The following is a 25,290-nucleotide window of genomic DNA, read 5'->3' as shown; positions in this document are numbered from 1 at the left end:
CGTGCCGTGATAGACCGGGTCCGAACGGCGGTCGCCCATCGGCCGCCGTCGGACGAACGGACCGGAGGAACCGTGCCCCGCACCCTGGCCAACGCCCCGATCATGATTCTCAACGGCCCCAACCTGAACCTGCTCGGGCAGCGGCAGCCGGAGATCTACGGCTCCGACACGCTCGCGGACGTCGAGGCACTGTGCGCCAAGGCGGCCGCGGCGCACGGCGGCACGGTCGACCTCCGCCAGTCCAACCACGAGGGCGAACTGGTCGACTGGATCCACGAGGCCCGGCTGAACCACTGCGGAATCGTCATCAACCCCGCCGCCTACTCGCACACCTCCGTCGCCCTCCTCGACGCGCTCAACACCTGCGACGGGATGCCGGTGGTGGAGGTGCACATCTCCAACATCCATCAGCGTGAGCAGTTCCGGCACCACTCCTACGTCTCCCTGCGCGCCGACGGCGTCATCGCCGGGTGCGGAGTGCAGGGCTACGCGTTCGCGGTGGAGCGGGTCGCGGCACTGGCCGGCGCACAGCGGGCGGCCGACGCGTAGCCGCCCGCGGCGCGTGGCCGGGGCCGCCGGTCGAGGGCGGGACAGAGGACCGGCGGCCCGTACCGCGCGGGAGCCGTCTTCCCACGCGGGGCTGCCCCCAGCCGACTGCGCGACGACGCGGAGGGGGAGCGGGTGCGTGCCGCCGCTGTGTGCGCGGGGTGCACACGGGGTGCGCGGGCGGAGAGCGGCGTGCGGCCGTACGCCGCCCGTTCACCACCCGGCCCGTTCACCAGCCGCGCGCGTGCCACTCCGGCAGATGCGGGCGCTCGGCGCCCAGCGTGGTGTCGTTGCCGTGGCCCGGGTAGACCCAGGTCTCGTCCGGGAGGACGTCGAAGATCTTCGTCTCCACGTCGTGGATCAGGCCGGCGAACGCCTTCGGGTCCTTGCGGGTGTTGCCCACCCCGCCGGGGAAGAGGCAGTCGCCCGTGAACACGTGCGGATGCCCGTGCGGGTCGTCGTAGACCAGCGCGATCGAGCCGGGGGTGTGGCCGACGAGGTGGCGCGCGGTGAGTTCCACCTGCCCCACCCGCACGGTGTCCCCGTCGCCCACGAGGACGTCGGTCGGCACCGGGATGCCCTCGGCGTCGTCCCGTCCCGCGTACGTACGCGCGCGCGTGGCCGTCACGACCTCCGCCAGCGCCTGCCAGTGGTCGGCGTGCCGGTGGGTGGTGACGACGGAGGCGATGCCGTCGTCACCGATCATGCCGAGCAGCGTGTGCGCGTCGTTCGCCGCGTCGATCAGCAGTTGCTCGTCCGTGGCCCGGCAGCGCAGCAGATAGGCGTTGTTGTCCATCGGGCCGACCGCGATCTTGGTGATCATCAGGTCCTTCAGCTCGTGCACGTCCGCCGGGCCGCCGACCTTCACCTCTCCGCTGTACGTCATGGCCGTCAGCCTATAGCGGGGGCAGCCGCCCGGGGACCGCGCACGCGGCTACAGCGGCGGCAGTGCCGGGAGCGCGCCGCCCGCCACCGTCAGGGCGGATCCGTCGCGCCGCCCCGCGAGCCAGCCGAGCAGGTCCGCCCGGCCCCCCGTGACGGTGACCGCGGGCTCCTCCGCCTCCCGGCCCGTGTCCCACGCGTGCGTGCCGTCCGTCAGCCGGGCCGGCGGCACGTCCGGGTGCCCGGAGAACCGCTGGGCCAGGAACTCGATCTCCCGCTCGACGAACTCCGCCGGCAGGTCCTCGAGCTCGTGGCCGATGCCGAGGTCCACGTGGTGCAGCTCGACCTCCACCCAGCGCCGGAAGGGCACCCGGGACGCGGAGTCGGTGACGCCGTTGCGCAGCTCCACCGTCCGCGACCAGTCCGCGGGCTCGGCCGCCGTCCGCTGGAAGCGGGCCGCGGTGTCGCGCACGTCGGCGACCTGGACGTCGAGGGGGCGCGGGGCGTCCCGCTCGATGTCGGCGTCCCGGGCCTCGGCGGACGCGTACATGGGACGGCCCTCGAAAACGTTCACCAGCGCGTCCGCGTTGCGGGCGAGGTGGGCCAGGATGTGGCCCCGGGTCCAGCCGGGCAGTCGTGACTGGTCGGTCACAGCCGCGTTGTCCAGCTTGCCGACAGCGGTCAGCAGTCGTTCGGTTGCGTCCTGCACAGACGCCAGGTCGCGCGCGTGATCAATCATGACGCCGACCCTAGTCGCGCCACACCTTCGGGTGAAGGCGGTGAAGGACGGCCGTAAATCGAATGTACGTGCTATAAGGTCGGATGCGGCATCGGGCATGCTGGAGAGCCGGGGATTGTTGTGTATCCGGGCGCATCCGGGAATCCCGCCCGGCGTTGTCAGTGGCTCCCCCTAGTCTGAGAAAGCACGGGGGCCCCGCCCCTGTCACTTCTCTCAAGAAAGGTGCGGACCGGCGTGGCCGACCGTCTCATCGTCCGTGGCGCGCGCGAGCACAACCTGAAGAACGTCTCGCTCGACCTGCCTCGGGACTCGCTCATCGTCTTCACGGGCCTGTCCGGGTCGGGCAAGTCCTCCCTGGCCTTCGACACCATCTTCGCCGAGGGCCAGCGGCGCTACGTGGAGTCGCTCTCCTCGTACGCCCGCCAGTTCCTCGGCCAGATGGACAAGCCGGACGTCGACTTCATCGAGGGCCTCTCGCCGGCGGTCTCCATCGACCAGAAGTCGACCTCGCGCAACCCGCGCTCGACGGTCGGCACCATCACCGAGGTCTACGACTACCTGCGCCTGCTCTTCGCCCGCATCGGCAAGCCGCACTGCCCCGAGTGCGGCCGCCCGATCTCACGGCAGTCGCCGCAGGCCATCGTCGACAGGGTGCTCGAGCTGCCGGAGGGAAGCCGCTTCCAGGTGCTCTCGCCGCTGGTGCGCGAGCGCAAGGGCGAGTTCGTCGACCTCTTCGCCGACCTCCAGACCAAGGGCTACTCCCGCGCGCGCGTGGACGGCGAGACCGTCCAGCTCTCCCACCCGCCCACGCTGAAGAAGCAGGAGAAGCACACCATCGAGGTGGTCGTCGACCGCCTCACGGTGAAGGACTCCGCCAAGCGCCGCCTCACCGACTCCGTCGAGACCGCGCTCGGCCTGTCCGGCGGCATGGTCGTGCTCGACTTCGTCGACCTGCCCGAGGACGACCCCGAGCGCGAGCGGATGTACTCGGAGCACCTGTACTGCCCGTACGACGACCTGTCCTTCGAGGAGATGGAGCCCCGTTCCTTCTCCTTCAACTCGCCCTTCGGCGCCTGCCCCGAGTGCACCGGCATCGGCACCCGCATGGAGGTCGACCCGGAGCTGATCGTCCCGGACGAGGAGAAGTCCCTCGACGAGGGCGCCATCCACCCCTGGTCGCACGGGCACACCAAGGACTACTTCGGCCGGCTGGTCGGCGCCCTCGCCGACGCCCTCGGCTTCCGCACCGACATCCCCTTCGCGGGCCTGCCGCAGCGCGCCAAGAAGGCCCTGCTTTACGGCCACAGGACGCAGATCGAGGTCCGCTACCGCAACCGGTACGGGCGCGAGCGCGTCTACACCACGCCCTTCGAGGGCGCCGTGCCGTTCGTCAAGCGCCGGCACAGCGAGGCCGAGAGCGACGCCAGCCGCGAGCGCTTCGAGGGCTACATGCGCGAGGTGCCCTGCCCCACCTGTGAGGGCACGCGCCTGAAGCCGGTCGTCCTCGCGGTCACGCTCATGGGCAAGTCGATCGCCGAGATCTCCGCGATGTCCATCAGCGACTGCGCGGACTTCCTGCGCGGGCTGAAGCTGGACGCGCGCGACAAGAAGATCGCCGAGCGCGTCCTCAAGGAGGTCAACGAGCGGCTGCGGTTCCTGGTCGACGTCGGCCTCGACTACCTCTCGCTGAACCGCGCGGCCGGCACGCTCTCCGGCGGCGAGGCCCAGCGCATCCGCCTGGCCACCCAGATCGGCTCCGGCCTCGTCGGCGTCCTGTACGTCCTCGACGAGCCGTCCATCGGCCTGCACCAGCGCGACAACCACCGGCTGATCGAGACCCTGGTCCGGCTGCGCGACATGGGCAACACGCTCATCGTCGTCGAGCACGACGAGGACACCATCAAGACCGCCGACTGGATCGTCGACATCGGCCCCGGCGCGGGCGAGCACGGCGGCAAGGTCGTGCACAGCGGCTCCCTGAAGGAACTGCTCGCCAACGCCGAGTCGCAGACCGGGCAGTACCTGGCCGGCAAGAAGGCGATCCCGCTGCCCGACATCCGGCGCCCGCTCGACCCGTCCCGGCAGCTCACCGTGCACGGCGCCCGGGAGAACAACCTGAAGGACATCGACGTGTCCTTCCCGCTCGGCCTGTTCACGGCGGTCACCGGAGTCTCCGGTTCCGGCAAGTCGACGCTGGTCAACGACATCCTGTACACCCACCTGGCCCGCGAGCTGAACGGCGCCCGCAACGTGCCCGGGCGCCACACGCGCGTGGACGGCGACGACCTCGTGGACAAGGTGGTGCACGTCGACCAGTCGCCCATCGGCCGCACCCCGCGGTCCAACCCGGCGACGTACACCGGCGTCTTCGACCACATCCGCAAGCTGTTCGCCGAGACCACCGAGGCGAAGGTCCGGGGCTACCAGCCCGGCCGCTTCTCCTTCAACGTCAAGGGCGGGCGCTGCGAGAACTGCGCGGGCGACGGCACCATCAAGATCGAGATGAACTTCCTGCCGGACGTCTACGTCCCCTGCGAGGTCTGCCACGGCGCCCGCTACAACCGGGAGACCCTGGAAGTCCACTACAAGGGCAAGTCCATCGCCGACGTGCTCAACATGCCGATCGAGGAGGCGGCCGAGTTCTTCGAGGCGGTCCCGGCGATCGCCCGCCACCTCAAGACCCTCAAGGACGTCGGCCTCGGTTACGTCCGGCTCGGGCAGTCCGCGACCACCCTGTCCGGCGGTGAGGCGCAGCGCGTGAAGCTCGCCAGCGAGCTGCAGCGCCGCTCCACCGGGCGCACGGTCTACGTCCTGGACGAGCCCACCACCGGTCTGCACTTCGAGGACATCAGCAAGTTGCTGAAGGTGCTGTCCGGACTGGTCGACAAGGGCAACACGGTCATCGTCATCGAGCACAACCTCGATGTGATCAAGACCGCCGACTGGGTCGTCGACATGGGCCCCGAGGGCGGCGCCGGCGGTGGCCTGGTCATCGCCGAGGGCACGCCCGAGCAGGTCGCCGGCGTCCCGGCCAGCCACACCGGGAAGTTCCTGCGCGAGATCCTTCAGCCGGACCGGATCAGCGATGCCGCATCCTCGGCCAAGGCCCCGCGCGGGACCGCCGTCAAGAAGGCCGTCGCGGCCGCGTCGACGACCCGCAAGACGGCCACGGCGAGGACGACGACCAAGGCCAACAGCACGGCGAGCAAGAAGGCGACGCCCGCGAAGAAGACGACGCGGGCCCGCAAGGCCTGAGACACAGTCCGGCCACAGCGCCCCGCGGGCACTCCCGCGGGGCGCTGCTCGCGCCGGAGGCCTACGGCGCGCCCACCTCCGCCGCGTACGGCGGCTCCGCTCCCGCGCGCGAGCAGGTGATCGCGGCCGCGCGGGCCGCGAACCGCAGCAGCCGGCTCCAGCCCGAGGCGCCGAGGCCCGCGAGGCCCTCGGGGGAGAGGGCGTCCTGCACGGCCAGTCCGTGCAGCAGGGCCGCGTTCACGGTGTCGCCCGCGCCGATGGTGTCGACGACGTCGACCTTCTCGCCCGGAACGGAGTGCTCCGCGCCGTCCCGGGTGTACGCGGTGAGCCCGTCGCCGCCGTGGGTGATCACCACCGCCCCGGGCCCGGCGGCCAGCCACTCGCGCGGAGTGCCGCCCAGCCACCCCGCGTCCTCCTCGGAGAGCTTCAGCAGCGACACCGAGGGCAGCCAGCTCGCGAAACGCGCCCGGTAGGCGTCCGCGTCCGCGATCAGTCCGGGCCGGACGTTCGGGTCCAGTGCGGTGAACACACCCTGCGCGGAAGCCGTCCGCATCAGCTCCTCGTAGGCGGTCGCGCCCGGCTCCAGCACCAGCGAACAGGTGCCGAAGGACACCGCGCGGGTTCCGGCGGGAAGGGCGGCGGGCGCCGTGAACAGACGGTCGGCGGTGCCGTCGACGTAGAACGCGTACGCGGCGGAGCCGTCGGTGCCGACCGTGGCGACCGCCAGCGTCGTCGGCTCGGCGCCGCGCTGCACACCGGACACGTCCACCGCGGCACCCCGCAGCCCGTCGAGCAGGGCCTCGCCGAAGGCGTCGTACGACGTGCGGGAGCAGAACGCCGTGGGCGAGCCGAGGCGGCCCAGCGCGACGGCCGTGTTGTACGGGCCGCCGCCGAGCGCCGGTCTGAGGTCCGCGAGGGCGCCCCTTCCCCGCGGTACCAGGTCGATCAGGGCCTCACCGGCGACGACGATCACGAGTCCATTCCTCTCTCGGACAGCTCGGGCCGGGAAGCTATCCCATTGCGCGCCGGAGGTACAACGCCGGCCCGGGTCGTCCGCGTCCGTCCGACCCGCCCCCGTCCGGTCCGGGCCCGGTGGGTATCGTCGGCGTTGTCCAGCCCCTTGACCAGTGGAGGCCTTCATGTCCGGCCGCCCCTCCGCGAGCCGCCGCACGATCCTGCGGGGAGCGGCCCTCACCCCCGCCGTCGCGCTCGGGCTCACCGCCTGCGGACCGATCGGCGGCGGCGTCACGACCCCCGCCACGCCCACCGCGCCGGTCGACCTCGGCGCCGAGAGCGAGGTCCCCGAGGGTGGCGCCAAGCTGTACCGGGACCACAACGTGGTGGTCAGCCGGGGCGCGGACGGCACCCTCAAGGCGTTCAGCACGATCTGCACGCATGCGCAGTGCCCGATCAACAAGCTTCAGGGGACGAAGCTGATCTGCCCCTGCCACGGCAGCGAGTTCGACGCCACGACCGGCGAGGTGGTGCGCTCCCCGGCAAGCACGCCGCTGCCCGAACTTCCCGTGCGCGCCGAGGGCGGCAGGCTCGTCGCCGGACCCGGGGCCTGACATCCGGCCGCCGGTCCGGCCCGCTCACTCCCAGTCCCAGCCGACCCCCACGGTCCCCGACCGCACGCGCGGCTCCACGAGGTGCACCGAACGGTGCCGCTCGCTCACCGGCAGCTCCCGGCGGCCGCTGCGCGGAGCCGCCGCCGACGCCTGAGTGAACCGGTGGCAGCGCACCGGCAGGGTGCCGGCGTCGAACCGGACCTGAAGGGCGTACTGGCCGCCGGCGGAGGGGAACTCCCGGACGTACTCGCGCGTCGTCCCGGCCGTTCCGTCCTCCACGCCGTGCCGGAACAGGAACGTGTCGCCGGCCCGCAGCCGGGTGTCGAAGAGCAGCTCGGCCACCAGCACCCCGGTGTCGTGGTGCCGGCGTATCCGGCCGGTGCGGCAGTTCTCCAGGGCCCGCACGGTCATCCGCTCCGGCGCGCAGCCCGGATCGCCGTGATGGACGGCCACGAAACGGTCCACGCCGTCCCGGTGGGCGCGCACGATGTGCTCGGACTCGCGGCCCGCGAGTTCGCGCCGCGCCCCGATCAGCACCCGCTCGTGGTGCCCGAGCACGTGCAGCCCGCCGCCGGGCGGGCAGTCCAGCTCCGCCAGCAGCCCGCGCAGCACGTCCGAGGCCCGGACCAGGGAGCGGTAGGAGCGGACGGCGGGCCGCCCGCCGGCCGCGTGCTCGTCGGCGTCGGCCAGCAGCCGGATCAGTGACTCGTCCGGCAACCGCAGAATCTCCTCCAGCGCCCGTACGGCCCGCAGTGACTCCGGGCGCTGCGGGCGCCGGGCACCCTGCTGCCAGTAGCTGAGGCTGGTGACGCCGACCTTCACCCCGTAGCGCGTCAGATGGTGCTGCACGCGCTGCAACGGCAGTCCACGAGCGGCGATCGCGGCGCGCAGCGCCACGTGGAAGGGGCCGCCCCGCAGGACCGTGTCCAGTTCCGCGGTGGCGACGTCCGCCTGCTGTGGGGCGTGCGGCATGCGCGGGCCTTTCTGTGAAGGTGCGGGCGACTCGGCGGACCCTTCACGCGGGTCGTCGGGGCCGCCCCGCGCGAAGGCAGGGTTCTTCACATCCGTACGCCGTCGTTCACGGCCCCGAGTTCCAACGCATTGAAGCGTGTTGACCAAGTCCCGACAACACCTGAGACCCGACAGGAGTGAGCTCCTGGCCAAGGAAGCAGCCCCGGCCGGGGCGCGTCGCGGCCCGGGTCGTGGAGGGCCGCCGCGGTGTCGGTGCTCGACAGTAGGGTTGAGTCATGGCCGACCCCTCCAGCTACCGCCCCAAACCGGGAGACGTCCCGGACTCCCCCGGGGTCTACCGGTTCCGTGACGAGTACCGCCGGGTCATCTACGTCGGAAAGGCCAAGAGCCTGCGCCAGCGCCTGGCGAACTACTTCCAGGACCTCGCGAACCTTCACCCGCGCACCCGCAGCATGGTCACCACGGCCGCGTCCGTGGAGTGGACGGTGGTGTCCACGGAGGTCGAGGCGCTGCAGCTGGAGTACTCCTGGATCAAGGAGTTCGACCCCCGGTTCAACGTCAAGTACCGCGACGACAAGAGCTACCCGTACCTCGCGGTGACGATGAACGAGGAGTTCCCGCGCGTGCAGGTGATGCGCGGCCACAAGAAGAAGGGCGTGCGCTACTTCGGGCCGTACGGGCACGCGTGGGCCATCCGCGACACGGTCGACCTGCTGCTGCGCGTCTTCCCGGTGCGCACCTGCTCGGCCGGTGTCTTCAAGAACGCCGCCCGCACCGGCCGCCCCTGCCTGCTGGGCTACATCGGCAAGTGCTCCGCGCCCTGCGTCGGTCGTGTCTCCGCCGAGGAGCACCGTGAACTGGCCGAGGACTTCAGCGACTTCATGGCCGGCCGCACCGGCACGTATCTGCGCCGCCTGGAGAAGCAGATGACGGAGGCGGCCGAGGAGATGGAGTACGAGCGGGCCGCCCGCCTGCGCGACGACATCGAGGCCCTGAAGAAGGCCATGGAGAAGAACGCGGTCGTGCTCGCCGACGCGACCGACGCCGACCTCATCGCCGTCGCCGAGGACGAACTGGAGGCCGCGGTACAGATTTTCCACGTGCGCGGCGGACGGGTGCGCGGCCAGCGCGGCTGGGTGACCGACAAGGTGGAGGACGTCACCACCGGCGCCCTCGTCGAGCACGCCCTGCAGCAGCTGTACGGCGAGGAGAGCGGGGACGCCGTGCCCAAGGAGGTCCTCGTCCCGGCCCTGCCCGACCCGGTCGAACCGGTCCAGGAGTGGCTCGCCGAGCGCCGCGGGTCGAACGTCTCGCTGCGCATCCCGCAGCGCGGCGACAAGAAGGCCCTCATGGAGACCGTGCAGCGCAACGCCCAGCAGGGGCTCGTCCTGCACAAGACCAGGCGCGCCTCCGACCTCACCACGCGCTCGCGTGCCCTGGAGGAGATCGCCGAGGCCCTCGACCTGGACAGCGCCCCCCTCAGGATCGAGTGCTACGACATCTCCCACCTCCAGGGCGACGACGTGGTGGCCTCCATGGTCGTCTTCGAGGACGGCCTCCAGCGCAAGAGCGAGTACCGCCGCTTCCAGATCAAGGGCCGTGCCGGAGACACGCAGCTGTGGCACGGCGAGGGCCAGGACGACGTCCGCTCCATGCACGAGGTGATCACCCGCCGCTTCAGGCGCTACCTCGCGGAGAAGGAGAAGACCGGCGAGTGGGCCGACGGCGAGGACGTCCCCGTGAACGGCTCACCCGGCGGCTCCCTCGACGGCTCGCCCGACGACGCACCCGGCGGCCCCGTCGGTGCCCTCACCGAGGACGACGGCCGTCCCAAGCGCTTCGCCTACCCGCCCCAGCTCGTCGTCGTCGACGGCGGGCAGCCCCAGGTCGCGGCCGCCCAGCGGGCCCTGGACGAACTCGGCATCGACGACATCGCCGTGTGCGGACTGGCCAAGCGCCTGGAGGAGGTCTGGCTGCCCGGCGACGACGACCCGGTGGTCCTGCCCCGCAGCAGCGAGGGCCTGTACCTGCTGCAACGCGTGCGCGACGAGGCCCACCGGTTCGCCATCACCTACCAGCGCACCAGACGGGCCAAGCGCTTCCGGGCCGGGCCCCTGGACGACGTGCCCGGCCTCGGCGAGACACGCAAACAGGCGCTGATCAAGCATTTCGGCTCGGTGAAGCGGCTGCGGTCCGCGACAATCGACCAGATCTGCGGGGTACCCGGTATAGGCCGCAAGACGGCCGAGACCATCGCCGCGGCACTCGCCCAGGCGGTCCCGGCCGCACCCGCCGTCAACACGGCGACTGGAGAGATCATGGAAGACGTGGAAGAAGCGCCACCGGCGACGACGGCGGATGACGCGGAGACGCCCGTGTCCACGGGCGTTCCGGACGACCGACGGGGGCAGGAGACATGACCGAGCACGACGCACGGCGAAGCGCCGAGCGAGATCAGTCCCACGAGGGACCGCGCGAGGAACAGAACGAGCGCGCGTCCAAGGAAAACGGAGCACAGGTGAGTACGGGCATCGACACGGCCGGCGTCCCCGACACGGCCATTCCCGAGCTGGTGATCATCTCCGGCATGTCCGGGGCAGGCCGGTCCACGGCCGCCAAATGTCTGGAGGACCTCGGCTGGTTCGTCGTCGACAACCTGCCGCCGGCGCTGATCCCCACCATGGTGGAGCTCGGTGCCCGCTCGCAGGGCAACGTGGCACGCATCGCGGTCGTCGTCGACGTCCGCGGCCGCCGCTTCTTCGACAACCTGCGCGAGTCCCTGGCCGGCCTGGAGGCCAAGAACGTCACCCGGCGGATCGTTTTCCTGGAGTCCTCGGACGAGGCCCTGGTGCGCCGCTTCGAGTCGGTGCGCCGGCCCCACCCGCTCCAGGGCGACGGCCGCATCGTCGACGGCATCGCCGCCGAGCGTGAGCTGCTGCGCGAGCTGCGCGGCGACGCCGACCTGGTGATCGACACCTCCAGCCTCAACGTGCACGAACTGCGCGCCAAGATGGACGCCCAGTTCGCCGGCGAGGAGGAGCCCGAACTGCGGGCCACCGTGATGTCGTTCGGCTTCAAGTACGGCCTGCCGGTCGACGCCGACCTGGTCGCCGACATGCGGTTCCTGCCCAACCCGCACTGGGTCCCCGAACTGCGCCCGTACACCGGCCTGAACGACGAGGTCGCCGCGTACGTCTTCAACCAGCCCGGCGCCAAGGAGTTCCTCGACCGCTATGCCGAGCTGCTGCGGCTCATCTCGGCCGGCTACCGGCGCGAGGGCAAGCGGTACGTGACCATCGCGATCGGCTGCACGGGCGGCAAGCACCGCTCGGTGGCCACGTCGGAGAAGCTCGCCGCGCGGCTCGCGGCCGAGGGCGTGGAGACCGTCGTCGTCCACCGGGACATGGGGCGCGAGTGAGCGGACGTACTCCGCGGCTGAGCAGGCTGCGCCGGGTGGTGCCGGAGGGGCGTTCGGCACGTCAGGCGATCGCGGCGCGCGCGGGGCGCCCGGCCGAGGCGCGGGGCGGGCGGGCGCGCCGCCGCGGCGCTCAGCCCAAGGTGGTCGCCCTCGGCGGCGGCATGGGCCTGTCCGCCTCGCTCGCCGCACTGCGCCGGATCACCGGCGACCTCACCGCAGTCGTGACCGTGGCCGACGACGGGGGCTCCAGCGGGCGCCTGCGCGACGAGCTGGGCGTGCTGCCGCCCGGGGACCTGCGCAAGGCGCTGGCCGCGCTGTGCGGCGACGACGACTGGGGCCAGACCTGGGCCCGGGTGATCCAGCACCGCTTCACCTCCCAGGGCGACCTGCACGACCACGCGGTGGGCAACCTGCTGATCGTCGCCCTGTGGGAACAGCTCGGCGACCATGTCCAGGCGCTGGACCTGGTGGGCAAGCTGCTCGGGGCGCACGGGCGCGTGCTGCCCATGTCCGCCGTGCCCCTGGAGCTCCAGGCCCTGGTCAAGGGGCACGATCCGGAGCGGCCCGAGGACATCGACACCGTGCGCGGCCAGGCCACCGTCGCGCTCACCTCGGGCGAGGTGCAGTCCGTGCACCTGGTGCCGAACGACCCGCCCGCCGTGCCCGAGGCCGTGGACGCGGTCCTGGACGCGGACTGGGTGGTGCTCGGACCCGGCTCCTGGTTCTCCTCGGTCATTCCGCACCTGCTGGTGCCCGAGCTTCTGGACGCGCTCACCGAGACCAGGGCACGCCGGGTGCTGTCCCTGAACCTCGCGCCGCAGCCGGGAGAAACCGAGGGCTTCTCCCCGCAGCGTCATTTGGAGGTTTTGGGACGACACGCCCCTAAACTCGCCCTGGACGTGGTGCTGGCCGACGAGGCCGCCGTGCCCGACCGCGAAGTGCTGACCGAGGCCGCCAAGCGGTTCGGCGCCGCGGTCGAGCTCGCGCCGGTGGCCCGGAGGGACGGAACTCCGCGGCACGACCCGGAGCAGCTGGCCGCCGCGTACGACCGTATTTTTCGGATGCATGGAAGGATCGGCCCATGGCGATGACGGCAGCGGTGAAGGACGAGATCTCCCGGCTCCCCGTCACCCGGACCTGCTGCAGGAAGGCGGAGGTCTCCGCCCTTCTGCGGTTCGCCGGCGGCCTCCACCTGGTCAGCGGGCGGATCGTGATCGAGGCGGAACTGGACACCGCCATGGCGGCACGGCGCCTGAAGCGGGACATCCTGGAGATCTTCGGTCACAGCTCCGAGCTGATCGTGATGGCGCCGGGCGGGCTGCGCCGCGGCTCGCGCTACGTCGTACGCGTCGTCGCGGGCGGTGACCAGCTGGCCCGCCAGACCGGTCTGGTCGACGGTCGGGGCCGGCCGATCCGCGGCCTGCCGCCGCAGGTGGTCTCGGGGGCCACCTGCGACGCGGAGGCCGCCTGGCGCGGTGCCTTCCTGGCCCACGGCTCGCTCACCGAGCCGGGCCGCTCCTCTTCCCTGGAGGTGACCTGCCCGGGCCCGGAGGCGGCCCTCGCGCTGGTCGGTGCCGCGCGCCGGCTGTCCATCGCCGCGAAGGCCCGGGAGGTGCGGGGCGTGGACCGGGTGGTGGTCCGTGACGGCGACGCGATCGGCGCCCTGCTGACCCGGCTGGGCGCCCATGAGTCCGTGCTGGCCTGGGAGGAGCGGCGGATGCGCCGCGAGGTGCGCGCCACGGCCAACCGCCTCGCCAACTTCGACGACGCCAACCTGCGCCGCTCGGCGCGCGCGGCCGTCGCGGCCGGCGCGCGGGTGGCCCGCGCCCTGGAGATCCTCGCCGACGACGTCCCCGAGCACCTCGCCGCCGCGGGACGCCTGCGCATGGAGCACAAGCAGGCCTCCCTGGAGGAGCTGGGCGCCCTCGCCGACCCCCCGCTGACCAAGGACGCCGTCGCCGGCCGCATCCGCCGCCTGCTGGCCATGGCCGACAAGCGGGCCTCCGACCTCGGCATCCCCGGCACCGAGGCGAACCTCGCCGACGAACTGGCGGACAACCTGGCGGGCTGACCCGCGCGGGCCCGGCCGACCGGCCCGGCCTCATGTTCCGACCGGATCACGTCCTGATCGTTCCCGACCGCCCTGCCGCCTCCGGTCGGCCGCGTCTCCTGCCACGGGTCGGTCGGCACCCCCCACCGCCCCCGCAGGCCGCCACCGGGCGTGCCGCCTCACATCGACCGTCACCACACTCCGACCGGCCGCCATCGGCCAACCAGCACCGGCTGGTTGGCCGATGGCGGCCGGTCGGTTGGTGTGCAACTACCGACGGTGACCGGCCCGGGCCGGGCGACGCGGGTCGGCGACGGTGCTTGACAGGCTGCTTCGGCCACCGCGGGGAGCGGTGGCCCGGGTGTGGACGGGGCGGTGGGTACGGTCTGCCGCCGCGGCGGCCCCGTGGGGGAATTGACGGGTTTGCCGGAAGTCCGGATTGGTCGGAGATCATGGCATTTCACAAGTGAGCTGAGGTGCTCACGAACGAGTGACCAACACGGTCAATTGGTATGGGCAATCCATAGCGAAATCGGGTGATCCCGGCGGCCGGCGCGAGGGGTTCGGGCCTTTGTCGAAGCCGTGCTGTCCAGGACGCGTCCGGATGTCACTTCGGAGGCCTTGGAGGGGTAGGGTCGTGGGTGGTCGGGGACATCCCAATACAGCTCGCCGGCGTCGAAACCGGCGTACCAACGAGGAGATCGGTTCGTGACGATCCGCGTAGGCATCAACGGCTTTGGCCGCATCGGTCGTAACTACTTCCGCGCGCTGCTGGAGCAGGGTGCAGACATCGAGATCGTGGCTGTCAATGACCTGGGTGACACCGCGACCACCGCTCACCTGCTGAAGTACGACACCATCCTGGGCCGCCTCAAGCAGGAGGTCTCCCACACCGCCGACACCATCACCGTCGACGGCCACACCATCAAGGTGCTGTCGGAGCGCAACCCCGCCGACATCCCCTGGGGTGAACTCGGCGTCGACATCGTCATCGAGTCCACCGGCATCTTCACCAAGAAGGAAGACGCCGAGAAGCACATCGCCGGCGGCGCCAAGAAGGTCATCATCTCCGCCCCGGCGAAGAACGAAGACGTCACGATCGTGATGGGCGTCAACCAGGACCAGTACGACCCGGCCAACCACCACGTCATCTCCAACGCCTCCTGCACCACCAACTGCGTGGCGCCGATGGCGAAGGTCCTCGACGAGAACTTCGGCATCGTCAAGGGTCTGATGACCACCGTGCACGCGTACACGAACGACCAGCGCATCCTGGACTTCCCGCACAAGGACCTGCGCCGCGCCCGTGCCGCCGCCGAGAACATCATCCCGACCACCACCGGCGCCGCCAAGGCCACCGCCCTGGTGCTGCCGCAGCTCAAGGGCAAGCTGGACGGCATCGCCATGCGCGTCCCGGTGCCCACCGGCTCGGTCACCGACCTCGTCATCGAGCTCTCCCGCGAGGTCACCAAGGAAGAGGTCAACGCCGCCTTCCAGAAGGCCGCCGAGGGTGAGCTGAAGGGCCTCCTGGACTACACCGAGGACCCGATCGTCTCCTCGGACATCGTCAACGCCCCGGCGTCCTGCACGTTCGACTCCTCCCTGACCATGGTTCAGGACGGCAAGAACGTGAAGGTCATCGGCTGGTACGACAACGAGTGGGGCTACTCCAACCGCCTCGTCGACCTCACGGTCTTCGTCGGCAACCAGCTCTGACCGGCAGGGCAGGCACCTCGATGTGAGCGCAGGGCCCGGGCGGCGCGCCGACGCGCCGACCGGGCCCTGACGCACGTACAGCGGGCCGAACGACCACAACCCGCCCACGTGCGGATCGATCAGCCCTCGTACGATCAAGAGCCCCCTCTTCAGGAGTCCCAACCCAATGAAGACGATCGACGAACTTCTCTCCGAAGGCGTGGACGGCAAGCGGGTCTTCGTCCGCGCCGACCTCAACGTGCCGCTGGCCGACGGTGTCATCACCGACGACGGCCGCATCCGCGCCGTCCTGCCCACCGTCAAGGCCCTCGCCGAAGCCGGCGCCAAGGTGGTCGTCGCCTCCCACCTGGGCCGCCCCAAGGGCGCCCCGGACCCGGCCTTCTCGCTGCTGCCCGCCGCCGAGCGGCTCGGTGAACTCCTGGGCGCGCCCGTGGCGTTCGCCCAGGACACCGTCGGCCCGGCCGCCCACGCCGCCGTGGACGGCCTGCAGCCCGGCCAGGTCGCGGTCATCGAGAACCTGCGGTTCAACCCCGGCGAGACGGCCAAGGACGACACCGAGCGCGGCGAGTTCGCCGACCGGCTCGCCGCCCTCGCGGACGTCTACGTCGGCGACGGATTCGGCGCCGTGCACCGCAAGCACGCCTCCGTCTACGACCTGCCGGCCCGCCTCCCGCACTACGCCGGTTACCTCATCACGACCGAGGTCGGCGTCCTGAAGAAGCTCACCGAGGACGTCCGGCGGCCCTACGTCGTCGCGCTCGGCGGCGCCAAGGTCTCCGACAAGCTCGCCGTCATCGACGAGCTGCTCGGCAGGGCCGACCGCCTGCTCATCGGCGGCGGCATGGCGTACACCTTCCTCAAGGCCCAGGGCCACGAGATCGGCAAGTCCCTCGTGCAGGAGGACCAGCTCCCGGCCGTCAGGGAGTACATCGAGCGCGCCGAGAAGACCGGTGTCGAGCTGATCCTGCCGGTGGACACGCTGGTCTCGCCCGAATTCCCGGACCTGAAGGCCAAGGCCCCCGTCCACCCCACCGCGGTCGCCGCGGACGCCATGCCGGCCGACCAGCTGGGCCTGGACATCGGCCCGGAGTCCCGCAAGCTGTACGCCGCGAAGCTCGCCGACGCCGCCACCGTCTTCTGGAACGGCCCGATGGGCGTCTTCGAGCACCCCGACTTCGCCGAGGGCACCAGGGCGGTCGCCCAGGCCCTCGTCGACTCGGACGGCTTCACCGTCGTGGGCGGCGGCGACTCCGCCGCGGCCGTCCGTACGCTGGGCTTCGACGAGTCGGCATTCGGCCACATCTCGACCGGCGGCGGCGCCTCCCTCGAATACCTCGAGGGCAAGACGCTCCCCGGCCTCGCCGCACTGGAGGACTGAAACCGTATGAGCACGCGCACGCCGCTGATGGCGGGCAACTGGAAGATGAACCTCAACCACCTCGAGGCCATCGCGCACGTCCAGAAGCTCGCCTTCGCCCTGGCCGACAAGGACTACGAGGCCGTCGAGGTCGCCGTCCTGCCGCCCTTCACCGACCTGCGCTCCGTGCAGACGCTGGTCGACGGTGACAAGCTCAAGATCAAGTACGGCGCCCAGGACGTCTCGGCGCACGACTCGGGTGCCTACACCGGCGAGATCTCCGGCCCGATGCTGGCCAAGCTGAAGTGCACCTTCGTGGTGATCGGCCACTCCGAGCGCCGGCAGTACCACAACGAGACCGACGAGCTGGTGAACGCCAAGGTCAAGGCCGCCTACAAGCACGGCCTGACCCCGATCCTGTGTGTCGGTGAGGAACTGGACGTCCGCGACGCGGGCAACCACGTCACGCACACGCTCACCCAGGTCGAGGGAGGTCTGAAGGACCTCCCGGCCGAGCAGGCCGAGTCGATCGTGATCGCCTACGAGCCCGTCTGGGCCATCGGCACCGGCAAGGTCTGCGGCGCGGCGGAGGCCCAGGAGGTCTGCGGCGCCATCCGCGGCAAGCTCGCCGAGCTGTACTCGCAGGAGGTCGCCGACCAGGTGCGCATCCAGTACGGCGGCTCGGTGAAGTCGGGCAACGTCGCCGAGATCATGGCGCAGAAGGACATCGACGGCGCCCTGGTCGGCGGTGCCTCGCTGGACACCGACGAGTTCGTCAAGATCGTGCGCTTCGGCGAGCAGTGAGCCGGGGCCCGTCGCGGGCACTGGGCCGGGCCCGCCGTGAGCGGCGGGCCGGGCTGTGAGTATGCGCGGGCGGCGATCCGTCGTACCCTTGCGGGGGCATGGTAGGCATGACCTGCCACACCCCGTCGTCCATCCGAATCCGAGGAAGTTGGTCCAGCCGTGGTTTTGGGGTTCTCGATCGCCCTGATCGTCTTCAGCCTGCTGCTGATGCTGCTGGTGCTGATGCACAAGGGGAAGGGCGGCGGCCTCTCCGACATGTTCGGTGGCGGTATGCAGTCCTCCGTGGGCGGCTCCTCGGTCGCCGAGCGCAACCTCGACCGCATCACCGTGGTCATCGGCCTGCTGTGGCTCGCCTGCATCATCGTGCTCGGCATCCTGATGAAGACGAGCAGCTGACGAGCGGCTGCCCGTCGGTCGGGACCGCACATTCCGTACGTAAGGCCCCATGGTCGGTACGCGTTCCTGAGCGCGGCCTATCATGGGGCTTGCGTCTGTGTGGGAGCGGTAACTCCCATCACTGGACGCGCGTTGGGCCTTACGTAGACTGAGGCGCTCGCGGCGAAGCGGAGGCCGACCCGTTTCGCGGCACCATCACGCAGGGAGTTACGACCGTGGCAAGTGGCAACGCGATCCGAGGAAGCCGGGTCGGGGCGGGGCCGATGGGCGAGGCCGAGCGTGGCGAGTCCGCGCCGCGTCTGCGCATCTCCTTCTGGTGCTCCAACGGACACGAGACCCAGCCGAGCTTCGCCAGCGACGCGCAGGTTCCCGACACCTGGGACTGCCCGCGCTGCGGTTTTCCGGCCGGTCAGGACCAGGACAACCCGCCGGCCCCGCCGCGGACCGAGCCCTACAAGACGCACCTGGCCTATGTGCGGGAGCGCCGCAGCGACGCGGACGGTGAGGCGATCCTCGCCGAGGCGCTCGCCAAACTCCGGGGCGAGATCTAGGACTTGAGGTCCGGTCGGCCGCCTTCGGGCGCGGGGCCGGACCTGTTGCGTACCGGACCTGTCGCGTATCCGGGCGGACCGGCCGCCGCGGACCGATTGTCAGTGGTGCCCTCTACGGTTTGCGTATCGGTGAATCGTGAGGCGGAGGGGCAACCATGACGGGGATCGAGGCCGGGCGCGAAGCCGTCGACGCGGGTGCGCCGGCGTGGCGCGGCGGATTCGGACGGCTGTGGAGCGCCGCCGTGCTGTCCAGCTTCGGCGACGCGCTGCGTACGGCCGCGCTGCCGCTGCTCGCCCTGTCCCTGACCGACGACCCGCTGCTCATCGCCTCCGTCACGGCCTGCGGCTATCTCCCCTGGATCGTCTTCGGGCTGCTCGGCGGCGCCGTCGCGGACCGTGTGGACCAGCGGCGCGCGATGTGGGCGGCGGACACGGTACGGGGCCTCCTGGTCGGCGGCTTCGCCCTGGCGGTGGCCCTCGGACACGCCTCGATCGGCCTGCTGGTCGCCCTGGCCTTCGCGCTGACCACGCTCCAGACACTCTTCGACAACGCAGCCACGGCCCTGTTGCCCGCCCTGGTGGAGTCCGAGGCGCTGGGCAGCGCCAACGCCCGTCTGATGACCGGGCAGCGCCTCGCGGGCGGGCTGCTGGGCGGCCCGGTCGTGCCCCTGCTGTTCGCCGCGGGGGCCGCCGCGCCCTTCGCGGCCGACGCCGCCACCTTCCTGGTCGCCGCCGCTCTCGTGGCCTCCCTGCGGGTCCCGGCGCCCGAGCGCGGGCCGACACCGGCGGGCAGCACGCTGCGGCGGGAGATAACCGAGGGGCTGCGCGCCCTCGGGCGGGACAGGGCCCTGTGCGGGCTGTGCGCCGCCACCGCCCTGTGCAACGTCGGGATGGGCGCGCTCATCGCCACCCTGGTGGTCGTCGTGACCGGCTGGCTGGGCGCGGGCACCAAGGGATACGCGGCGGCGCTGACGGCGTACACGCTCGGCAGCCTGGCCGGGGGAGCGGTCAACCGGCGGATCGTGGCCCGGCTCGGGCGGATGCGGGCCGTGGTGCTGGCCGGCGGGGTGCAGATCGCCGCGCTGGTGGTCCTGGGACTGGTGCCCAGCCTGGCTTTCGCGGTGGCCGCACTGGCCGTGTTCGGGCTGATGGGCATGGTGTGGAACGTCAACACGACGACACTGATGCAGCAGCGCAGCCCCGCCGGGATGCTGGGCCGGGTCAGCGCGGCCTTCCGCACTCTCGCGGTGGCCGGGGCGCCGCTGGGCGCGGTGCTCGGCGGGGCCGTCGCGGCCGTGTGGGGGCCGAACTGGCCGGTGCTGCTCACGGCCGCGTTCTTCGTCCTTTCCGTGGCCGCGCTGATACCCGCGCGCCGTGCCGACGTACTCGTTGTTACGCCGGACGACGGCGTGACGACGACTCATGTCTCCCGCTGATCAACTAGGTTGGACCGGCAGCGGGGCAAGGACGCAGGACAGCTAGGAAAGAAGGCTGAGGTCCGAATGAACGCAGACGCCCGTACCAGGCTCAACCAGAGGCCCGAGTGGACCGCCCTGGCCAGGCACCGTGAGGAGCTCGCCGACACCGGTCTACGGGATCTGTTCGCGGCCCACCCGGAGCGCGGCGAGGCGTACGCCCTCCAGGTCGGTGATCTGTACGTCGACTACTCCAAGCACCTCGTCACCGACGAGACCCTGCGGCTGCTGCGGGAGCTGGCCGCCGCGACGGACGTGTTCGGGCTGCGGGACGCCATGTTCCGCGGTGCGAAGATCAACGTCACCGAGGACCGGGCCGTGCTGCACACGGCGCTGCGCTCGCGGCGGGACGCGGTGATCGAGGTCGACGGGGAGAACGTCGTGCCGGGGGTGCACGCGGTCCTCGACAAGATGAGCGACTTCGCGCACCGGGTGCGGTCGGGGGAGTGGACGGGGCACACCGGCAACAGGATCCGCAATGTGGTCAACGTCGGCATCGGCGGCTCCGACCTGGGCCCCGCGATGGCGTACGAGGCGCTGCGGGCCTACACCGACCGCGGTCTGACGGTGCGGTTCGTGTCGAACGTCGACGGCGCGGATCTGCACGAGGCCGTGCGGGATCTGGACGCGGCGGAGACGCTGTTCGTCATCGCGTCCAAGACGTTCACCACGATCGAGACGATCACCAACGCGACGTCGGCGCGCAACTGGCTGCTGGGAGAGCTGAAGGCCGGCCCGGAGGCGGTCGCCCGGCACTTCGTGGCGCTGTCCACGAACACGGAGAAGGTGTCCGAGTTCGGCATCGACGTCGAGAACATGTTCGAGTTCTGGGACTGGGTCGGGGGTCGGTACTCGTACGACTCCGCGATCGGCCTGTCCCTGATGATCGCGATCGGGCCGGACCGGTTCCGGGCGATGCTGGACGGCTTCCGGCTCGTCGACGAGCACTTCAGGACCGCGCCGGCCGAGTCCAACGTGCCATTGTTGCTTGGCCTGTTGGGAATCTGGTACGGCAACTTCCACGACGCGCAGTCGCATGCGGTGCTGCCGTACTCGCACTATCTGTCGAAGTTCACCGCGTATCTTCAGCAGCTGGACATGGAGTCCAACGGGAAGTCGGTGCAGCGGGACGGAGAGCCCGTGGAGTGGCAGACCGGGCCGGTGGTGTGGGGGACGCCGGGCACGAACGGGCAGCACGCGTACTACCAGTTGATCCACCAGGGTACGAAGCTGATCCCGGCGGATTTCATCGGCTTCGCCGAGCCGGTGGCCGAGCTGAGCGATGAACTCCGGGCGCAGCACGATCTGCTGATGGCCAACTTCTTCGCGCAGACCCAGGCGCTGGCCTTCGGCAAGACGCCGGAGGAGGTGCGGGCGGAGGGGGTGCCGGCGGAGCTGGTGCCGCACAAGACGTTCCGCGGGAACCACCCCACGACCACGATCCTCGCGCGTGAGTTGACTCCGTCGGTGCTGGGGCAGCTGATCGCGCTGTACGAACACAAGGTGTTCGTCCAGGGCGCCGTCTGGAACATCGACTCCTTCGACCAGTGGGGAGTCGAGCTGGGCAAGGTCCTCGCGAAGCGCGTGGAGCCGGCTCTGACGGAGGGCGCGGGAGTGGAGGGGCTGGACCCCTCCACGACGACCCTGGTCGCCAAGTACCGCGCCCTTCGCTCCCGCTGATCCCTCTTCCCCCACTCGTCTCGCTGGTGCGGAGCCCCCGGGCTCCCCGGGCTCCCCGGGACCTCCGGGACCTCCGGGACCCCCGGGCTCCCCGGGACCCTCGGACACCCGGGACCCTCGGGACACCCGGGACCCTCGGATCCCCGGATTCTCCGGTTCACCCGGGGCTCCGCCCCAGCCCCCGCCCGGACCCGTGGGTGTTCAGGCCACCGCTGACAACGTGTCCGCCAGGCGGCGGTGGGAGGCTCTGGTGGCGGGGAGGGCGGAGAGGGCCGCGGCGCCCAGGGCCGCCGAGGCGACGAAGAGGAGCAGCAGGAGCGGGGAGGGCGTTCTGGCGATGCCGGCGCCTATGCCGCTGGAGTGGCCCTGGGCGTTGATCAACCAGGTGGACAGGGGGAGCGCCAGGGCCGTGGCGGCGGCTGCGGCGGCCAGGGCCGTGCAACCGGTCGCGGTCACCGTGATCGCGGTGATCTGGCGGGGAGAGAGACCGATGGCCTTCAGGGCCAGGAGGTCCCGTTCGCCCTCGCGGATCGTGCCGCCGATCGCGGAGAGGAGCTCGATCAGGCCGATCAGGGCCAGGACACAGGTCAGGCCCACGATGACCGCGCGCATCGACGACAGGCCGTCGGCCGGGTTGGACACCGGATGGACGTCGAGGTGGCCGTGGGCGGCGGCGGACAGGGCGGTGGCGACGTGGCGCGGATCGGTGCCCGGATCGAGGCGGAGCTGGTAGAAGGTGGGGCTGAGGTTCGGGTCGTTCTCGTGCAGGGTGTCCAGGGACGTGGAGATGACCCGGCCGGCGTTCTCCGGTTCGATGCTGCGGCCGACGATGTGCAGGATCTGCGGCTGGTCGCCCACCGTCATGCGCACCCAGTCGCCGACCCGGACGTCGAGCAGGTCCAGCAGGCCCTGCCCGGCGACCGCCTCGTCGGGCCCGTCGGCGCGGCGGCCCTCGGCCAGGGCGAACGGGTAGGGAGCCTCGCGGGTGCCCAGGCCCCGCAGGGCGATCGTGGCCGTCTGGCCGGGGACCAGGGCGGCCACCTCCACACCGGGGTAGACGGCGGCGACCCCGGATTCCCGATCCAGCAGCTCCCGCGTGCCGCCGTCGTTCAGGGTGCTGTCGGGGCGGACGGTCAGCGCGGCCGGCAGCCCCAGCTCCTCCGGCCGGTTGTGGAATCGGTCGATCGTGGTCCAGGCGCTCATCGCCACCACGATCAGCAGCAGCGGCAGCGCCAGCCGCCCCACCGTGGCGAAGGTGCGCGGGCGACGGGTGAAGGCCCGGTGCCAGCCCAGGACCAGCGCGGGCGGCAGGCGCAGACCCAGCGCCCTGCGGGCGACCCCGGGCAGGCCGCCGCCCGGCACCGCCGCCGGGTGCGGCACCGGGACCGGCGGCACCCGTCCCGCCCGCCACGCCGCGAGCCCGGTCACCGCGCCGATGAACAGCACCGCGCCCACCGGGACCGCGCCCATCGTCACCGTCTGGCCCGGTAGGCCCTGCCACACCCCGACCGCGTCGCCCAGCCGGCCCGGGATCCGCGCGCCCAGCCCCTCGGTCAGCACCACCGCGGCCACGGCGCCCAGCACGGCGTACGCCACGTGCTGGAGCAGGAAGATCCGGACCACCTGGGCGGGCGTGAAACCGATCGCCTTCAGCACCGAGATGTCCCGCAGATGCCCCCGTATACGGGTGCCGATCGCGCCGTGCACCGCCAGCCCGGCCGCGATCAGCGCGCCCAGCCCGAACAGGCCCAGCACCTGCCCGAGCAGCCGGTTGTCGCTCTGCGCCTCGGCCCGTGCCTGCTGCCAGGTGGACACCTCGCCGACCACGCCGGCGCCCAGCACGGTGACGGCGCGCTGCACGGCGTAGTCCGTGTCGTCGGGATCGGCCAGCCGCAGTCCGACCACCCGTCCGCCGGGCTCGCGCACCGCGGACGGCTGCGCCCACACCAGCCCCGGCTGCTCGCCGGGGCCGTAGCGGGGCTCGGCGCTGTCGGCGATGCCCACCACGCTCAGCGCGCGCCCGGTACCGGGCAGGACGAGCGTGTCCCCGGGCTCGGCCAGCAGGGCCGTGGCCAGGCGGCTCTCCAGGACCACGCCGTCCGGCTCCCCGGCGTTCAGCCAGTGCCCAGCAGTGAGCAGCGGGCGTCCCACGGCGGGCAGCGAGGGTGTACCGCGCAGTTCCACGGTGGCGCGGGTGCCGCGGGAGACGACGGTGGCGGACTCGACGAGGTAGGCGTCGGTGACCGACTCGACGCCGTCCAGCGCGGCGAGCCGTCCCGTCTCGGCGGACCTCGCCGTGTGCAGCCACACATGGGCCCCGTGGGACTGGGTGAAGACCCGCTGCCAGGGATTGGTCGCGTAGCCGAACAGCGCGGTGGCCAGCAGCAGCGAGGCGACGATGCCGGCCGTGGCCAGCACGATGAACAACGCCTCCCCCCGGTGGGCGCGCAGATCGGAGTGCGCCCAGCGCAACGTGGCTCGCACCGGCCTCAGTCCCTCGGCCCGGAACGCGGACCGGGGCACGCCGGGCGGCCGTACCCCGGGCACGCCGGGTGGTCGCACCCCGGGCACATCAGGTGGTCGTACACCGCACTCAGTCCCTCAGTTCCAGCACGCCCGAGATCCCCGTGCTCCGCGACGGCGTCGTCCCGTCCAGTGCCGCGTCGTCGGCGATCCGGCCGTCGAAGAAACTGATCACCCGGTCCGCGGCGCTCGCCAGCCGGGCGTCATGGGTGACCAGTACGATCGTCTGGCCGCGCCCGTGGAAGCGGGACAGCAGCCGCATCACCTCGCGGGTGCCCTTGCTGTCGAGGCTGCCGGCGGGCTCGTCGGCGAGCAGCAGCGGAGGGTGGTTGACCAGCGCGCGGGCCAGCGCGACCCGCTGCTGCTCACCGCCGGACAGTTCGCCCGGCATACTGCGCTCCTTGCCCTCCAGGCCCAGCTCGGCCAGCAGTTCCTCCCGCTCGGCACGGGCCTGCCGCGGCGAGCGGCCGGCGAGCAGCGCGGGCAGTTCGACGTTGTCGGCGACGGACAGGTTGGAGACCAGGTTGAAGAACTGGAACACGATCCCGATGCCGTTGCGGCGTTTCTCGGCCCAGCGGGCCTCGCCGTAGGAGTCGGTGCACCGGCCGTCCAGCCAGATGCTGCCCTTGTCCGGCCGCTGAAGTCCGCCGAGCAGGTGCAGCAGCGTCGACTTGCCGGCCCCGGACGGGCCGGTGACCGCCACGAACTCGCCGCGGGTCACCGACAGATCCACCCCGCGCACGGCCCGCGCGGGCGCCCCCTGGCCGTGGTGCGTCTTGACCAGGCCCTCGGCCCGCAGCAGCGCCGGAGCTCGGACGTCGCTCACTCCAGCCCCTCCAGTTCCTCCTGGCACCGCTCCAGCCAGTCCAGGTCGGCCTGAAGGTGCAGCATGGCGCCCTCGATCAGCAGTTGGGCGATTCGGTTGTCCCGGTTCTCGGCGGCGGCCAGCTTCGACAGGTTGCGCATGGTGTTGAGGTACTGGCGCCGCTGCTTGTTGATGAGGGCGATCTGGTCGGCGAGGCCGGTCTGCGGGGCGAGGGCGAGCTTCATGAAGAACTCGTCCCGCACCCGCGGCTCGTCCTCGGGCTCCTCGAACCAGGCGCGCAGCGCCCCCCGCCCGGAGTCGGTGAGGTGGTAGATCTTCTTGTTGGGCCGGCTGGACTGCTCGACCTCCTCGCCCTCGATCAGTCCCGACTTCTCGAGGCGGCCGAGGGTCACGTAGATCTGGCCGACGTTCGGCTGAGGGTACGCGGAGCCCAGCAGTTGCTCAAGGTCCTGCTTCAGCTCGTAGCCGTGGGCGGGACCGCGCGCGAGAAGTGCCAGGAGGGGCAGGCGCACGCGTGCTCTCCTCCTAGGTG

21 protein-coding genes are annotated in these 25,290 nt (G+C 71.6%); 14 read left to right on the top strand and 7 right to left on the bottom strand.

Annotated features, from left to right (window positions below):
- Positions 1-72: 72 nt before the first annotated feature.
- Complete coding sequence (gene aroQ / locus ACIQMV_RS02400; RefSeq protein ID WP_402590505.1) at positions 73-549, top strand: type II 3-dehydroquinate dehydratase; 477 nt, start codon at positions 73-75, stop codon at positions 547-549.
- A 226-nt stretch (positions 550-775) separates the two neighbouring features.
- Here aroQ and ACIQMV_RS02395 read toward each other — a convergent pair whose 3' ends face one another.
- Both ACIQMV_RS02395 and ACIQMV_RS02390 read right to left on the bottom strand, forming a co-directional pair.
- Complete coding sequence (locus ACIQMV_RS02395; RefSeq protein WP_141361982.1) at positions 776-1,432, bottom strand: MBL fold metallo-hydrolase; 657 nt, start codon at positions 1,430-1,432, stop codon at positions 776-778.
- 48 nt (positions 1,433-1,480) lie between these two features.
- Positions 1,481-2,167 (bottom strand): maleylpyruvate isomerase family mycothiol-dependent enzyme, encoded by a 687-nt coding sequence (locus ACIQMV_RS02390; RefSeq protein WP_402590503.1) that lies wholly within the window; start codon positions 2,165-2,167, stop codon positions 1,481-1,483.
- Positions 2,168-2,401: 234 nt separating this feature from the next.
- Between ACIQMV_RS02390 and uvrA the strand changes: the two genes are divergently transcribed.
- A complete protein-coding gene (uvrA, locus tag ACIQMV_RS02385; protein ID WP_402590501.1) occupies positions 2,402-5,422 on the top strand; it encodes an excinuclease ABC subunit UvrA in 3,021 nt (1,006 codons plus the stop codon).
- 61 nt (positions 5,423-5,483) lie between these two features.
- Here the strand turns inward: uvrA and ACIQMV_RS02380 are convergent, their stop codons facing one another.
- Positions 5,484-6,395, bottom strand: coding sequence for a carbohydrate kinase (locus tag ACIQMV_RS02380; RefSeq protein WP_402590499.1), 912 nt, complete (start codon positions 6,393-6,395; stop codon positions 5,484-5,486).
- Positions 6,396-6,561: 166 nt separating this feature from the next.
- On the opposite strand from ACIQMV_RS02380, the gene ACIQMV_RS02375 reads away from it, so the two are divergent.
- A complete protein-coding gene (locus tag ACIQMV_RS02375) occupies positions 6,562-6,990 on the top strand; it encodes a Rieske (2Fe-2S) protein (protein ID WP_141361990.1) in 429 nt (142 codons plus the stop codon).
- Between the two features lie 24 nt (positions 6,991-7,014).
- Here ACIQMV_RS02375 and ACIQMV_RS02370 read toward each other — a convergent pair whose 3' ends face one another.
- A complete protein-coding gene (locus ACIQMV_RS02370; RefSeq protein ID WP_402590497.1) occupies positions 7,015-7,962 on the bottom strand; it encodes a hypothetical protein in 948 nt (315 codons plus the stop codon).
- Positions 7,963-8,237: 275 nt separating this feature from the next.
- On the opposite strand from ACIQMV_RS02370, the gene uvrC reads away from it, so the two are divergent.
- From uvrC to pgi, 11 genes are all read left to right on the top strand, one after another.
- Positions 8,238-10,382: an excinuclease ABC subunit UvrC gene (uvrC, locus tag ACIQMV_RS02365; RefSeq protein WP_402590495.1), complete on the top strand. Its 2,145-nt coding sequence runs from the start codon at positions 8,238-8,240 to the stop codon at positions 10,380-10,382.
- A complete protein-coding gene (rapZ, locus tag ACIQMV_RS02360) occupies positions 10,379-11,380 on the top strand; it encodes an RNase adapter RapZ (RefSeq protein ID WP_141361996.1) in 1,002 nt (333 codons plus the stop codon). Before uvrC ends, rapZ begins: the two co-directional genes overlap by 4 nt.
- Positions 11,377-12,471 (top strand): uridine diphosphate-N-acetylglucosamine-binding protein YvcK, encoded by a 1,095-nt coding sequence (yvcK, locus tag ACIQMV_RS02355; protein ID WP_402590493.1) that lies wholly within the window; start codon positions 11,377-11,379, stop codon positions 12,469-12,471. The genes rapZ and yvcK overlap by 4 nt, the downstream gene beginning before the upstream one ends.
- Positions 12,462-13,451: a DNA-binding protein WhiA gene (whiA, locus tag ACIQMV_RS02350; RefSeq protein WP_141362000.1), complete on the top strand. Its 990-nt coding sequence runs from the start codon at positions 12,462-12,464 to the stop codon at positions 13,449-13,451. The genes yvcK and whiA overlap by 10 nt, the downstream gene beginning before the upstream one ends.
- 687 nt (positions 13,452-14,138) lie before the next feature.
- Positions 14,139-15,146 (top strand): type I glyceraldehyde-3-phosphate dehydrogenase, encoded by a 1,008-nt coding sequence (gene gap, locus ACIQMV_RS02345; protein ID WP_100569507.1) that lies wholly within the window; start codon positions 14,139-14,141, stop codon positions 15,144-15,146.
- Positions 15,147-15,312: 166 nt separating this feature from the next.
- Positions 15,313-16,524 (top strand): phosphoglycerate kinase, encoded by a 1,212-nt coding sequence (locus tag ACIQMV_RS02340; protein WP_402590490.1) that lies wholly within the window; start codon positions 15,313-15,315, stop codon positions 16,522-16,524.
- Positions 16,525-16,530: 6 nt separating this feature from the next.
- Positions 16,531-17,307 (top strand): triose-phosphate isomerase, encoded by a 777-nt coding sequence (gene tpiA / locus ACIQMV_RS02335; RefSeq protein ID WP_402590488.1) that lies wholly within the window; start codon positions 16,531-16,533, stop codon positions 17,305-17,307.
- 159 nt (positions 17,308-17,466) lie between these two features.
- On the top strand, positions 17,467-17,703 hold the full coding sequence (secG, locus tag ACIQMV_RS02330; RefSeq protein WP_100569504.1) for a preprotein translocase subunit SecG: 237 nt from the start codon (positions 17,467-17,469) through the stop codon (positions 17,701-17,703).
- Between the two features lie 215 nt (positions 17,704-17,918).
- Complete coding sequence (locus ACIQMV_RS02325; RefSeq protein WP_073952427.1) at positions 17,919-18,254, top strand: RNA polymerase-binding protein RbpA; 336 nt, start codon at positions 17,919-17,921, stop codon at positions 18,252-18,254.
- Positions 18,255-18,409: 155 nt separating this feature from the next.
- Positions 18,410-19,690 carry an MFS transporter gene (locus ACIQMV_RS02320; protein ID WP_402590486.1) on the top strand — a complete coding sequence of 427 codons (1,281 nt, stop codon included), beginning with the start codon at positions 18,410-18,412 and terminating at the stop codon, positions 19,688-19,690.
- 66 nt (positions 19,691-19,756) lie between these two features.
- Complete coding sequence (gene pgi, locus ACIQMV_RS02315; RefSeq protein WP_402590484.1) at positions 19,757-21,409, top strand: glucose-6-phosphate isomerase; 1,653 nt, start codon at positions 19,757-19,759, stop codon at positions 21,407-21,409.
- A gap of 201 nt (positions 21,410-21,610) precedes the next feature.
- On the opposite strand, the gene ACIQMV_RS02310 is transcribed toward pgi, so the two are convergent.
- The 3 genes from ACIQMV_RS02310 to ACIQMV_RS02300 all read right to left on the bottom strand — a co-directional run bounded on the left by ACIQMV_RS02310 (position 21,611) and on the right by ACIQMV_RS02300 (position 25,270).
- Entirely contained in the window at positions 21,611-23,893 is a 2,283-nt protein-coding gene (locus ACIQMV_RS02310) for an FtsX-like permease family protein (RefSeq protein WP_402590482.1), read from the bottom strand.
- A 109-nt stretch (positions 23,894-24,002) separates the two neighbouring features.
- Positions 24,003-24,758, bottom strand: a complete 756-nt coding sequence (locus ACIQMV_RS02305; protein ID WP_402590480.1) for an ABC transporter ATP-binding protein — start codon at positions 24,756-24,758, stop codon at positions 24,003-24,005.
- Positions 24,755-25,270, bottom strand: a complete 516-nt coding sequence (locus tag ACIQMV_RS02300) for a PadR family transcriptional regulator (protein ID WP_141362016.1) — start codon at positions 25,268-25,270, stop codon at positions 24,755-24,757. The genes ACIQMV_RS02305 and ACIQMV_RS02300 overlap by 4 nt, the downstream gene beginning before the upstream one ends.
- Between the last annotated feature and the right edge of the window lie 20 nt (positions 25,271-25,290).

Origin of the sequence: Streptomyces sp. NPDC091412, assembly GCF_044756885.1 — a bacterium.
GTDB lineage: Bacteria > Actinomycetota > Actinomycetes > Streptomycetales > Streptomycetaceae > Streptomyces.
Note: the sequence above shows the minus strand (reverse complement) of the source record. Positions and strands in the feature narration are given on the sequence as shown.